Here is a 13,537-nt window from a genome sequence, read left to right as displayed (position 1 = left end):
TTTCACTTCTTTTTGACATCTTCTTCACATCTTTTTGACAACGGTTCTGATACTATCATTTTTCCCGAAACGGTGTGCTGGATTTTAAAGCCGGGTTTCCAGTTGAAGTGCGGTACATCTAAAAGGGCTGGAAACCGGATAAAAGTGACTGGCATATGGTTCACTTACAATAAAACAAAGGAGCTAAGCATTATGAAACATCCCAGGTTGAAATTGTTCAATGTAACACTTTTTTGCTTTTTATGCATGATGCCGGTGGCAACACTGGCATCTGTTGATTTGCCGGGACACCTTCAGGACAAGATAGAGCAGGTGTTTCCCGGCGCCAAAATCACGAAGACAGAAGAAGAAAGATATCAGGGCCAGGCAATAACGGAAGTTGAACTAGTGGCCAAGGATGGGACGCCTTATGAGGTCTATCTTTCAAAAGACGGCAAAGTGCTCAAGATCGAAAAAGAAGATGAGGGGTTCCTCTGGTTTAAATAATTCACATTAAAAAAAAAGGAAATAATCGAAATGAAAAAATTTGGATCAAACCATTTAGGTACAGCATTGTTCTTGAGTTTATATCTTATTCTGGGCGTGGCATGGAACGCCGGGGTCCAGGAGCTGCCCCCGGCCGTGAGTGAGGCGATTGATCAGGCCTTTCCCAATGCTATAATAACTGACATCAGTAAAGAATCTTACCAGGGACAGACCGTGACTGAAGTTGAACTGGTTGATGAGAACGGCAACCCGTATGAAGTATATGTCTCCAATGACGGGAGGATACTGAAAGCAAAAAGAGAAGACGACGGACTACCCTGGATAGGAGGAGAATTATCAATTGGCCTGGCTGTCTTTGCGGAAAAAGAAATTTACAAAGGCGCTGATGATGAAATTCAGCCGGCAGTGTTTTTAAGATATGAAAACGGACCGTTCGAAATAATGACAACGGACGCTATTGATGTCTCATATGAATTATTTGATACAAAGCTGTTCAGTGTGGCATTAAGGGGCTCAGTCCTGTTTGATGAGGGGTATGACCCTGATGACAGCACCTATTTAAAAGGTATGGAGGAACTGGACACACTGTTTTATACGGGTCTTGGATTTGAAAAACAGTTTGCCGGGTGGGAGATCAGCCTGGAAGTTTTACAGGATGTCAGCGGAGAACATGATGGCCAGGAAATAGAACTGGCTCTGGAATACCAATGGAGTGCGGCAGGCTTTGAATTCCGGCCAAACGTGAGCCTGATCTGGATGAGTGGGCGCACAGTCGATTATTTTTACGGTGTGTCTTCAAAGGAAGCCAGGGCTGACCGTAAGGCTTACTCACCCGGATCAAGCTATGAAATCGGTGCAGAACTCATGGTAGAGCGTCTCATCTTTGGGAACTTTTCTGCTGTTGGGTTTATCGGCATTTCAACATTTGGAGGCGATATCACGGACAGCCCCATTGTGGATGAGGATTACTCAACTCAGGTGGGTTTTGGCATTATGTACGCTTTTTAAGCAGAGAATCCGGTGTTTCAATCCATTTTGTTAACGATATAAAGGCAGAGTGTTAGATGTTAAAGTTCTTGCAACGCATATCGCTGATGCATATCCTGCTTGTCGGCAGCCTTGTGACGATTTATTCGTGTCAAACCATTCAGGTCCAACAGCGCGAAACCATTCAATCAAGGCTGCCCGAGACGTTTGTCAATCTCGAAATCCAAAATCCAGGCACCAGGATATACTGGAAAACCAGTTTTCCCTCAAATTCGCTCAAAAAAGATGTGCTGATGCTTATTGAAAAAAATTATCAGATTGAAGCCGCCAGGGCCCGGATGAAAAGGGCCATTGCAGCGTTTGATATCGCAGAATCACTGGCGGTGCCGTCTTTGAATGCAAGTGCAGGTTATGAGCGGTCCAGAATTAAGGAAACAACCGATCGTTCGTCAACCACCCGGAGTCACATTGATATCGGAACGGTATTGCATTGGGAGCCGGATATCTGGGGCCGGCTGAGGGCAGGGCAGGCTGCTGCGTCTCTTTCCATAGAAGAAAAAAAGGCAATGGTTGATCAGGTTGCACTGGATTTACAGTTTCTTCTGGTCCAGGCCTGGATTAAATACCATGGGGCCGTCCAGATGGAAAAGGTATTGAAAGACCAGAGAAAAACCAATAACAAAATTTTGGAATTAATCGAATTGCGTTTGGCCCAGGGCGATGGAAATGCCTTGGATGTTCTCCAGCAACAGGGACATATTGCGCATATTAACCGGGCACTTCCGGATGTGATATCAAAAAAAAAGCAATATTCACATGCATACGCTGTTTTATTGGGCAACCTGCCGGATGAAGGCCATCAGCCGGGTGGTGAATGGCCGGTCCTGGAAAAGATACCAGCCATTTCAAGTCCACGGGAGTTGCTGGGACACCGCCCGGACTTAAGGGCTGTTTTTTATGCGCTGCAGGCTGCTGATCATGAGGTCGCAAAGGCCATTGCAGATCGACTGCCCCGTATATCAATCTCCTTGAATTATACCCTGGGTGGCCCGACAATTGCTGATATCGGAAGAGCCAGAGAACTTAGTTTTATCTCAGGATTGCTGGTGCCTGTTTTTGATGCCGGCCGACTGAAGGCCAACGTCTCTGTTAAAAAGGCCCAGGCGTTTGAAAACCTGGCAATCCTGGAACAATCCGTACTCAATGCATTCCAGGAAGTGGAAGATGTGCTGGTGAAAGAAAACGCTTTGTTCGACGAACAATGCCTGCTTAATGAAGAGGTTTCTATTGCGATGGAGACCGTTGACAGAGCCAAGTTTCAATACCTTAACGGTCGACAGTCTTTTTTGTCCGTCCTTCTGGCGCTGGTAAAGCTGCAAGACCTTCAGCAAAGTGACATTGAGTTGAAACAGGACCTGCTTATTAACCGAGGTCATCTTTTAAAAGCCCTCAGTGCACAATGGAGTGAATCACATGAAAATTTTTAACATACGAATGTTGCTTCCCGCTCTGGTTTTATTGATCGGATGCACACTCACCACCCTGATGATTGCCTTTGAAGAAGAGGAACCGATGATGGCCGCTTCCATACCCCCCATGTCCGTTGAAACAATATATGCCAGAGTACAGGATTATCAGATCCAGATACCTGCCTGGGGGTTTATCCAACCGGAAGAAATCATCAATATCCGTGTCGAAGTACCTGGAAAGATTAAAGTGGTATCGGATTATATTTTCAATGGCGCCCATGTAAAAAAGGGGGATCTGCTGTTCACGATTGATGACCAAAATTATAAGAATTCATTGGCCCGGGCAACGGCTGCCAAGGATATTGAATTACAGGCGCTTGAGATCGAAAAAGGCCGTCAGGCAATTGCTAAGGCTGAATGGGGCCTGCTGGAAGAATCCAGACGGCAGGGTGCTAAAAACAACTCTCTGGCCCTGCGCAAGCCTCAACTCAAAGAAAGGGAAGCCGCAGTGCGGATCGCTGCCGCAAAAGAAGGTCAAGCCAGGCTTGATCTTGAACGCACACGAATCCATTCGCCCTGTAACGGTATTATTCTTTCCGAAGATATTGCCAGTGGTCGTATACTGGACAACGGAGATATTGGATTAACCATCGCCTGCACGGATAATTACCAGATAAACGCCCTGTTTTCTGCCGGATATTCAATTATCCCTGAATCAGACCGTGTCAAGATCACCACCCGTTCGGAAAAGTATGAGGGGATTATCAAGTCGGTCTTTTCTCATATACATCCGCAGACCCGCCAAAGGCAGGTACTTGTGCAGTTCAAGGGCAGGCAGGTCACCATTGGGGAATATGCAAGACTATTGCTTCCCGGTCCTTTTTTTGAAAAGGCAATGCTGCTCCCTGAAAAAGCACTTCGTCCGGAAAAAACAGTTTGGGTGCTGGATAAAGACAACAAACTGGATGTCAGAACCGTGACGATTCTTGCCAGGGATATGGAAAACCTGGTGATCGGTAGCGGTATCACATTGTATGACAAAATTATTATCACCCATATCTCAAGCCCGCTGAAAGGAATGATTCTGTCTGAGTTGTCTGATAAAGTGGCGAAATATCAACATTCAATTACACCTGGAGAGCCAGAAAAATGAAGGCTTTTTTAAATTTTATTTTAAAACGGACGGCTTTTGCAAATACCATCATGGTAGTGATCATGATTGGAGGGGCGCTCAGCGCCATGACCATCCGTCAGGAATTGATGCCGGCACAGGAAACCCGAATGGTAGAACTCAGCGTAGATCTGCCCGGTGCCTCCCCGGAGGAGATGAATACGTCCATCCTGATGGTCATCGAGAATGCTGTGCGCGGAATGGACGGCATCAAACGGGTGGATTCCAGGGCACGTGAGGGGGGGGCAACCATAACACTCACGTTGCTGGAACATGTTAATACGCAAAAGATGCTGGGGGATATCAAAAATGCTGTCGACCGGATTGAGACCCTGCCTGAAGATGCCGAAAAACCCGTGATCAGTATTCCATCTCATGTTGAAAAAGCGCTTTCCATTATTGTCTTCGGCGATCAGCCTGTTATGTGGCTTCAAAAAAATGCAGAAACCGTTCGTGACGATCTGCGTACATTAAAGGGCCTGAAAAATGTGGAACTTGCGTTCCCCCGGGAACAGGAAATTTCCATTGAATTATCAGAGCACACGTTGCGGCAATACGGGCTGACACTTTCTGATGTGGCTGAAAAAATCAAACAAAGTTCTCCCAACCTGCCCGGCGGCACCCTTTTCACCAATGAAGTGGATATTACACTGCGCACGTCGGAACGCCGGGAGTGGGCATCGCAATTTGAAGGTGTTGTGATTGGCCGGACAACCGAAGGCATACCGATTCATTTATCTGATATCGCCACACTGAAAGACGGATTTGGCGTGTCTGAAATTGAGTCCTGGTTTAACGGGTTGCCAGCGGTTCAGATTGATGTTTATGCAGTGGGAGATGAATCCCCGATATCAGTTGAAGCCGCAGTTCAGGAATATATTGAAACTATTGTGCCTAAAAAATTCAATGGGATCCAGGTCGTCATCTTTGAGAATCAGGCATCTGCCTATCGTAGCCGGATGGCATTGCTCATAGACAATGCACTGATCGGTCTGGCCCTGGTTCTCATAACCTTGGGGCTTTTTTTAACCCCCAGCCTTGCTTTCTGGGTGATGGTCGGTATTCCCACATCCCTGCTCGGAGGGCTTGTTCTGCTGCCTGTTTTTGGCGGTTCACTTAATATGCTGTCGCTTTTTGCATTTATCGTAACCATTGGGGTCGTGGTGGATGATGCCATCATGATCGGAGAAGCCATCCATGTTCAGCTTAAAAACGGTTTGCCTCCTCTGAAAGCAGCTGCCCAGGGGCTCGAGGAAATGGGAGGGGCTGTGCTGCTTGCCACTTCAACCACGATTATTGCATTTATGCCCATGTTTTTTGTTCCAGGTGAAATGGGTGTTCTTTTCTATCAAATCCCAGCTGTTGTGATTGCGGTTCTTCTGGTTTCCCTGTTTGAATCCGTATTCATACTCAGCGCACATCTTTCCGTGGGACACCCGGAATGGTCGTGGCTGAAAACCCTGGCACGACCTCAGCAGATGGTAAATGCCTGGCTGGAACATTTTATTGAAAACAGATTCCGGCCCTTTATCCAGACCAGCCTGAGGAATACAGGCACCCTGTTTGCCATGGCATTTGTTCTGCTGCTGCTCACCATAGGTGCCATTGCTGCAGAATATCTTGATTTTGATTTCACACCGACAATCGAATCAGATACGGTCATTGCCCAGGCAACATTGCCATATGGAACACCTAAAAAACAATCCATCAAAATTCAGAAGCAACTGGTAGAGGCAGCAAACACCGTTCTAAAAGAGAACAACATGAAATCCCCCGGGGTGTTTTCGCTTATCGGCACAAGACTTGAAGAGGGTGAGGTGGAAGTTGAATCCCTTGCCGGATTCCACTATATTTCTGTTTTGATGGCACTTCCGCCGGAAGAGGAGCGGATTTTGAGCGGAAGGCAGTTTGCCGCCGCCTGGCAGCAGGCATTTGGTGACCCCGGTGAATTGGAATCCTTGAATTTTACGGGTGAAACAAATGTTACCGGTGGTGAACCGATCATGCTGGAAGTCTTTCACCCGGATCCGGAAGTGTCACGCAGCGCAGCCCTTTCCCTGGGCCGGAGACTGAGAACCATTTCAGGACTGACATCAATAGATGACGGTGTCAGGGCCGGCAAACCGGAATTGACAATACGGCTTAAAGAGTCCGGCCAGCAAATGGGGTTTTCCGCAGAAATGGTGGCCCTGCAGATTCGTCACAGATACCATGGTGCCGAGGCGCTCAGATTTGTGAGGGACGGCAGTGAGGTAAAAACCATGGTTCGGTTAACTCAGGCGGAACGAAACAGTATAAGCTCGCTGCAGGATATTCAACTCAGATCCACTTCAGGAAAACTGGTAAACCTCAAGGAAGTTGCTGACATCACCCAGGACCGCTCTTATACAAGCCTTGCCCGGCGGGATGGGAAACGGATTTATCCGGTGACTGCAGACATCGGATTCGGCATTGATGATGATCTTGTGGAAGATGCGCTGGAGGAAGCCATTGTACCGCAGGTATTGTCGGATTTTCCAGGTGTTTCAATACACTTTGGTGGAGAGGATGAGGAAAATGATGAAGCCTTAGGATCCCTGGGCAATGGGTTTTTAATTATCCTGGGTATCATCTTTCTTGTGCTGACCTTTTATTTTAATTCCTTTACCCAGCCTGTCATGGTTTTATCAACAATCCCATTCAGCCTTATTGGTGCGATATGGGGTCATATTATCCTTGGTTGCGATCTGTCCATTGTGTCCGTCATCGGCATCATTGCCATGGCCGGTGTGGTGGTAAATGATTCACTGGTGCTGGTGACAACATATAACCGGTACCAGGCATCTGGACAGCCCCCGTTTAAGGCCATTGTGGACGCTGCCTGTCATCGTTTCCGCCCGATTCTGCTCACTACTCTGACCACCTTTTTCGGTCTGGTACCGCTGTTGACGGAGGCTTCAGAACAAGCACAATTCCTGATCCCGGCGGCGATATCCATTAGTTTTGGCCTTGTATTCGGAACCGTTATCACCCTGGTCATGATGCCGGGTTTTCTCTGGCTGTTTGAAAAAAAACAGCCAAAGATAAGCAATACAGATTTTTTAATAAAAAGGCTGTTCATTAACTGATTTTCTGCTTGACATCATAACAGCGATATGAATTAAGCTGAATTAAAGTCAAATGTCATTCTCATTGTTGATGAACCACTTTTTTAAGGACACTATTATTATGAAGGCCAACGAATCGACGAAAAAAATGAATGGGCACACTGCCCGCCATTTCAGGAAACTGCGGGTATTAATAATCGAAGATAATGTAGATCTGGCTGCAAATATCGGAGATTTCCTGGAAGATAAAGGCCACGTCATCGATTATGCCATGGATGGCGTTTCCGGTTTACACCTTGCACTGACCCTTCCGTTTGATGTCATTGTGTTAGATATCATGCTGCCGGGAATCGATGGGATGACGCTATGCCGGAGATTTCGAGAAGAGACAGAAAAATCAAACCCGATACTCATGCTCACGGCCAAGGATACAATAGAGGATAAACTTGAAGGGTTCAATGCCGGTGCGGATGATTATCTTGTCAAACCGTTTGAACTGGAAGAACTTGAAGCACGCCTGATGGCATTGATCCGGCGGCCGGACCATTATGAATCAGCCAAAAGCTTTGAATTTGGAGCAATTCACCTGGATATCAGCCACCAGAAGGTAACGGTTGAAGGAAAACCGGTTAAAATGACACCCACATGCTTTCGTATCCTCAAAAAGTTGATCCGCTGTGCCCCCGAGGTTGTAACGCGACGCGACCTGGAGCGGTATCTGTGGGGGGAGTGGAAACCGGCCAGTGATTCTTTGAGGACACATATTTACGCCATTCGAAAGGCGCTGGATACACCCGGGCAGCCATCATGTATTAAAACCATCACCGGCGTGGGCTTCAGTTTGAGATAAAGACAATGAAAATATCCAAAACACTTCAATCCCGAATCATTTTTTATTTCTGTGGGTATCTGGCCATTCTGCTTTTTGTTTATTCGATTGCGATTTCCGGAATGCTGAAACTGTCAGAAGACTGGGCCTTTAACAGGCAATTGTCAGAAATTTCAGACATTGTTCTGGAAAAATACCAACAGGAAGGGAAAATACCGAAAAACCTGCCCATGCACATTACAGCATATTCAGATATCTCAAAAATACCCCAGCCGTTAAAAAAACATATTTTAGACCAGCCCCCTGGAATTTTTGAGATAACCGACGATCTGGATACCCATGCCGCCATTGTTCCGGTTGACTCAGGTGGTCGGCACCTTTACATTTTCTACCATGTAGCGTCAATTGAGGCCACAGACTGGTTTCAAATGTATATCAGCCTGCTGGCAGGGGGTATCGGTCTGCTGGTTTTATTGTTAGGATGGGGAATAGCCCGCTCCCTTTCAAACCGGATACTTAACCCTATTTCCAATTTGGCCGGGGCAGTTCAATCTCTCCCCCTGGATGGGAATTCCATTGAGCTACCGTATGTTGCTTCTCAAGATGAAATCGGGATGCTGACAGAAAAAATAAATCAGCTGCTGAGAAAAATTTCAGATTTCACATCCCGCGAGCGGGAATTTACATCCCATGCAAGCCATGAACTTCGAACACCCGTGAGCGTCGTTAAAAGTGCTGTTGAGCTTCTGTACCAGAGAATTGAAAAGACAGATCAAAAGCTTCGGGGCCCCCTGGAAAGGATCAGCAGATCCATTGCAGATATTGAGTCGCTTATCAGCACCTTTCTGATGCTGGCCAGGGAAAGACAGGACCCGGTCAGAAATGATTTTTGCAACCTAAAGCAAATCGCTGACTCCATTGTTGACAAGTACCTCTATATCCTGGGCTCAAAACCCGTAAAAGTCGAGGTGCGGGTATCAGAGTCCAGCCCTTTGATCGCACCTGTGACGTTGGTTGAAATCGCCTTTGGCAATCTTGTAAAAAATGCCTTCCAGTACACAATAAACGGCAGGGTCGTCATTAATATCTTTAAAGGCGGTGTCAGCGTTCAGGATAGTGGCCCAGGGTTTGACACCTGTGCAAAACCGGGTATTGGCCTGACCATCGTAGAACGCCTGTGCGATAAAATGAACTGGCAGTTCATCAAACAACAAAATACAGGAAATAGCACACAGGTGGATTTAATTTTCACCCCGGATTCCTCTTTTAATGCTTAGCTGAGGATTCTGACTGGCAAAGTAGCTGATGAGGTCAATCGTTGTATCAGGGCATTTTCAGAGCAACAGGGCTGTGAAATTTTTGAGTTGAACGTACAAATTGATCATGTACACTTGCTTGTCATGGTACCACCCAAGGTATCAATCTCTAACTTTATTGGAACGTTGAAGGGTAGATCTGCAATTCGTGTCTTCAATAAATTCAGGCATCTCAACACAAACCCTATTGGGGTAATCATTTTTGGACTAAAGGATACTGTGTTGATAATGTCGGTCTTGATGAAGAAAAAATTAGAAAGTATGTCAAATATCAAGAAAACAAAGAAAAACAATTAGAACGATAATATAAATTGGATAGGGACACTTCAAAACCCTGCCCTCTTGGTAGGGGTTCTTTATTCCCTTTATCCCCAATACACCCCAGGCGGTTTCACAGTTAATGAAACACTTGACATAAAAAATATCGATAAGTATTCTTCCTCTTTTTATATAACTGCCATGGGCAACCTGTTTTTTTCGCTCAGATTTGCTCACAACAAAACATGAAAGTCACTATTTGGATTTTTGAAGACTTTCATATTAAAAAAAGAGGAAGTTTAGAAAATTGAACAATAACAATATATTATTTGATATCATAAAATCATCCCGCCGCTGGCTGATATTGATAATAGCCGGAACCCTGTTCATCCTGTCACAGTTTTACCGTTCATCCGTAGCCGTGATTACTCCTAACCTTATACATGACTTAAAACTTGATGCCTGGGAACTTAGTACTGTATCGGCATCATTTTTTTATGCCTTTGCCCTGATGCAGATTCCTGTCGGGCTTTTTCTTGACAGCATTGGCCCCAGGATAACCATGACCCTGCTCACGTTGGTTGCCGTGGCAGGCGCACTGATTTTTTCCATGGGAGAATCCTACTACTCGCTGACCATAGGCAGAGTGTTTTTGGGAATCGGTATGGCATGCAATTTTATGGGAACTTTAAAACTAATCACGATCTGGTTTCGTCCGAAACAGTTTGCAACACTTTCAGCTATTATATTATCAGCTGGCACTGCCGGCAATATAGCGGCGGCTACCCCCCTCGCATTAATGGTACAAACGCTTGGATGGAGAAACAGCTTTGTGACAATGAGCGGAGTCACTTTTTTTATAGTGATTCTTTTCTTTTTCCTGGTAAACGACCGGCCCGGCAACCAAATTATTTCGGAAAACCAGGGAGCTTCCCGTCCTAAGGTAAGAGATACTCTGCAAAGGGCTAAAATCCTTTTTTCCCAACGGGATTTCTGGATCATTTCGTTTTCCACATTTTGTCGTTATGGTATTTTTGCTTCTGTTCAGGCGCTTTGGGCAGGCCCCTATCTTATACAGGTGGCTGGACTCTCACCGGTTACGGCAGGTAATATTATCCTGCTAATGAGTATCGGCATGATCATCGGCAGTCCCGTGACAGGGCATTTATCTGATATTGTTTTTACATCTCGAAAAAAGGTTATTACCTTCGGTCTCTTCGGGATGTCTGTTATTTTAGGAATTCTTGTGTTTCTTCCCGGGGAATCAGGAAAAGTGACTTTGTCAGTCCTCTTTTTTTGTTTTGGTTTGTTCAGCAGTTCAGGACAGCTAATGTATGCACATATAAAAGAACAAGTTCCCCATGAAAATGCAGGCATGGCAATGACAGCAATTAATTTTTTTACCATGGGCGGAGTTGCTGTTTTCTTACAGGGACTGGGCTTTTTAATGAAATTTCTTTATCCAGGAACCTCTCTGGGCTTTTCAGCTTTCAAAAGTGCCTTTATCTTCTGCGGAATCTGCCTTGCGGTTATTTGTGTTTGCTACACCTTTACGACCGAAACCCTTGCCATGAAAAAAGACTATCGTTAAATAATGATTTTGGAAGACATGCTCCTCTAAAAAACAGGGGCTTGTAATGTTTTATCTTCATTACAAACCCCTGTTATAAAAAATATAAATTATTTTTTTGTTATTTTATTTTTCGCAAGACTCTGGAGGACCATTTGGAATCATCCATTCGTCTGCTCAGGCTCGTACCCAGTTTGGAAAGCATATGATTGGACTGAGCTTTTTCTTCTGCTTCCGCATAAATTTCTGCAGCAATATCAGGGTCATTCATCTGCAGTAAAGCAGTTTCCGCCAAAAACACAAGATCATCAAAGGAGGTCAGTTTTTTGCGAGCTGAAGACACAATATTTGACAAGAATATCTGTTCGGATGTCTGATTTTTTATAAGACAAATCAATTGCCCGTAATCCCGTTGGGACTGGCAGAGTGATGCTGCTGAGCCATAGAGTTTTTGAGCCCAATCTTTATCCTCAAGCCAGTTAAAAACAGCTCCGGCAATACTCGCAAAATCAGACAGGCTGCTGCATTTTTCCTCGGCTTTGCTCAGCAGCTTTGCTGCCCATTCCTTGTCATTGAATTTTTTTACTGCAATGGACGCAAGTTTGATAAAATCACTGTTTTTGGAACTCTTTTTTTCAATACCGACATATATCTCACGAATCCAGGCCTCATCTTTAAGTGTATCGGCAATGGCACGGGTCAGTTCATCATAGAAACTGAGACTGGTGCATTTATCCAGAAGTTCTGAATAGATATCCCTTACCAGGGCTTCGTCTCCTAAGTCCGAATGAATACCGGCAGTAAGTTTTATAAAATCGTTAAAATTAACGGTAAGTGCTTTTGCAAGCTTGTAAAGCTTGGCTGCGTAATACTTGTCTCCTGTCTTCTCAAACACCTCATGGGCAAGTGTCCGCATGGGAGAGCAGGTTTTGGTTTCCTGTTCTCTTAAAATAAAATCCGCATATAATGCTTTAAATTCTTCCCGTTTTTCCAGCTGAAAGGAAATTGCCGATGTCCAGGTCTCGTCATCGGTGACAATCTCCTGGATAGCCTTGGCTGTTTTGATAAAGTCTGCATTGGTTTTTACGGCCCCTTCAGCCTGTTTGAGAACCTGAACTGCCGCATCCGTATCTTTAAGATCTTTTGCCATGGAAATGGCCAGAGCAACCAGTTGGCCGCAGTCCGGATTAGTGGCTGCCGCTTTCTGATAAACTAAAGAAGCAAAGGCTGCATCACCGGTGTTGTCAAATACGGCCTTGGCCAGTTTCAGATAATCTGAAAAATCTTTAAAAACTGTTTCCGCTTTTTTATAAACAGACATTACAAAATCAGTATCATCCAGCTGTTTTTTTACGGTTTCGGCAAATTTGAGCAGCTCATTTCCGGATTCAAGTGATGCCAGGGCTTTTTCACAAATTTTTCGGGCAAGGTCATTGTCTTGAAGGTCAGTTGTAACACCGGCCGCAAGCACTATAAAATCATCTGCCTTTGATGCTTTTGTCATTGCTTTTTCATACACATTCTTGGCCCTGTCCTTGTCTTTGAACATGTCCAGAACAGACTTTGCAAAAACCACATAATCATCGGCTTTTGAACATTTTTCAAAGGCTTTGTCAATGGTTTGTTCAGCAAGCTCTTTGTCGTTGAGAACTTTGGCAATATGATCGCTTAATTCTAAAAAATCCGTTACTTTGACACATTTTGAACTTGCAGCTCCGATAATGTCTTTTGATACATCTTCAAGCTTAAGCTCCAGGGCCGCTGCGGCAAGCTTTAAAAAATCTTCTGTTGAACCGCACAGGTTTTTACCCTGCTCCAGAAGGGCGGTAGCAGCATCCGTATCCTGAAGCAAATCAAGACTGGCCTTGGCATATACGACTGCGTCTTCAAATGTTTCGGCCCAGTCAGCACCTTCTTGCAAAAGTTCGGACGCCCACTCTTTATCAGAAAGTCCGTCCACAATTTCTTTTGCCACGGCAATATATTCTTCCGGAGCATCACACTCTTCGGCTTTTTCTTCCAACTCTTCTTTTAATCCCATGTTTCCTCCTTGTTGTTTTGAACAATATTATATTTAAACATTTTAATTCAGGTAAGTAAGACAATCTCTTATTTTTTTATTGTCAGATAAATTGCCTATCACAGGTCGTTTTTTTGTGCAATCAATATTCTTCTTGAAAGCCGACCCCTGTGAAGTTTGTTGCCCATAAAGAAGACTAATTATTCATAAATGGGGTTTGAGACTCTTTGACTTGATCTCAATTGATTCTTTTGAATGGCCGAAATTGTAATACAGCCGATAAAACAAATACGAGCCGTTGGAGAGATTGCAATTCAACGGCTCATATTTATTCGATATACTTGG

9 protein-coding genes and 1 pseudogene are annotated in these 13,537 nt (G+C 44.9%); 9 read left to right on the top strand and 1 reads right to left on the bottom strand.

Annotated features, from left to right (window positions below; translation table 11 throughout):
* The first annotated feature begins 192 nt into the window (after positions 1 to 192).
* The 9 genes and pseudogenes from TOL2_RS11770 to TOL2_RS11735 all read left to right on the top strand — a co-directional run bounded on the left by TOL2_RS11770 (position 193) and on the right by TOL2_RS11735 (position 11,193).
* Positions 193 to 486 (top strand): PepSY domain-containing protein, encoded by a 294-nt coding sequence (locus tag TOL2_RS11770; RefSeq protein WP_014957662.1) that lies wholly within the window; start codon positions 193 to 195, stop codon positions 484 to 486.
* 30 nt (positions 487 to 516) lie between these two features.
* A complete protein-coding gene (locus TOL2_RS11765) occupies positions 517 to 1,494 on the top strand; it encodes a MipA/OmpV family protein (protein ID WP_014957661.1) in 978 nt (325 codons plus the stop codon).
* 56 nt (positions 1,495 to 1,550) lie between these two features.
* The gene (locus TOL2_RS11760; protein WP_014957660.1) at positions 1,551 to 2,960 is read left to right on the top strand and encodes a TolC family protein; all 1,410 of its coding nucleotides are present in this window, start codon (positions 1,551 to 1,553) and stop codon (positions 2,958 to 2,960) included.
* Entirely contained in the window at positions 2,947 to 4,095 is a 1,149-nt protein-coding gene (locus tag TOL2_RS11755; RefSeq protein WP_041279461.1) for an efflux RND transporter periplasmic adaptor subunit, read from the top strand. Before TOL2_RS11760 ends, TOL2_RS11755 begins: the two co-directional genes overlap by 14 nt.
* Positions 4,092 to 7,220: an efflux RND transporter permease subunit gene (locus TOL2_RS11750; protein WP_014957658.1), complete on the top strand. Its 3,129-nt coding sequence runs from the start codon at positions 4,092 to 4,094 to the stop codon at positions 7,218 to 7,220. Before TOL2_RS11755 ends, TOL2_RS11750 begins: the two co-directional genes overlap by 4 nt.
* A 100-nt stretch (positions 7,221 to 7,320) precedes the next feature.
* Entirely contained in the window at positions 7,321 to 8,049 is a 729-nt protein-coding gene (locus TOL2_RS11745) for a response regulator transcription factor (protein WP_014957657.1), read from the top strand.
* Positions 8,050 to 8,054: 5 nt separating this feature from the next.
* Entirely contained in the window at positions 8,055 to 9,305 is a 1,251-nt protein-coding gene (locus TOL2_RS11740; protein ID WP_014957656.1) for a sensor histidine kinase, read from the top strand.
* A pseudogene (gene tnpA / locus TOL2_RS25995) lies at positions 9,306 to 9,649 on the top strand (IS200/IS605 family transposase).
* A gap of 260 nt (positions 9,650 to 9,909) precedes the next feature.
* On the top strand, positions 9,910 to 11,193 hold the full coding sequence (locus TOL2_RS11735; RefSeq protein ID WP_014957655.1) for an MFS transporter: 1,284 nt from the start codon (positions 9,910 to 9,912) through the stop codon (positions 11,191 to 11,193).
* Between the two features lie 100 nt (positions 11,194 to 11,293).
* On the opposite strand, the gene TOL2_RS11730 is transcribed toward TOL2_RS11735, so the two are convergent.
* Positions 11,294 to 13,213, bottom strand: coding sequence for a tetratricopeptide repeat protein (locus tag TOL2_RS11730; protein WP_014957654.1), 1,920 nt, complete (start codon positions 13,211 to 13,213; stop codon positions 11,294 to 11,296).
* Between the last annotated feature and the right edge of the window lie 324 nt (positions 13,214 to 13,537).

Source organism: Desulfobacula toluolica Tol2 (genome assembly GCF_000307105.1).
Lineage (GTDB): Bacteria > Desulfobacterota > Desulfobacteria > Desulfobacterales > Desulfobacteraceae > Desulfobacula > Desulfobacula toluolica.
This window is presented reverse-complemented; position numbering and strand designations above follow the sequence as displayed.

What these genes read in the sequence shown, in the direction of transcription:
- TOL2_RS11770 (WP_014957662.1), top strand. Translation starts at nt 193, where the DNA reads ATGAAACATCCCAGGTTGAAATTGTTCAATGTAACACTTTTTTGCTTT.
- TOL2_RS11755 (WP_041279461.1), top strand. Translation starts at nt 2,947, where the DNA reads ATGAAAATTTTTAACATACGAATGTTGCTTCCCGCTCTGGTTTTATTG.
- TOL2_RS11765 (WP_014957661.1), top strand. Translation starts at nt 517, where the DNA reads ATGAAAAAATTTGGATCAAACCATTTAGGTACAGCATTGTTCTTGAGT.
- TOL2_RS11740 (WP_014957656.1), top strand. Translation starts at nt 8,055, where the DNA reads ATGAAAATATCCAAAACACTTCAATCCCGAATCATTTTTTATTTCTGT.
- TOL2_RS11760 (WP_014957660.1), top strand. Translation starts at nt 1,551, where the DNA reads ATGTTAAAGTTCTTGCAACGCATATCGCTGATGCATATCCTGCTTGTC.
- TOL2_RS11730 (WP_014957654.1), bottom strand. Translation starts at nt 13,213, where the DNA reads ATGGGATTAAAAGAAGAGTTGGAAGAAAAAGCCGAAGAGTGTGATGCT.
- TOL2_RS11750 (WP_014957658.1), top strand. Translation starts at nt 4,092, where the DNA reads ATGAAGGCTTTTTTAAATTTTATTTTAAAACGGACGGCTTTTGCAAAT.
- TOL2_RS11745 (WP_014957657.1), top strand. Translation starts at nt 7,321, where the DNA reads ATGAAGGCCAACGAATCGACGAAAAAAATGAATGGGCACACTGCCCGC.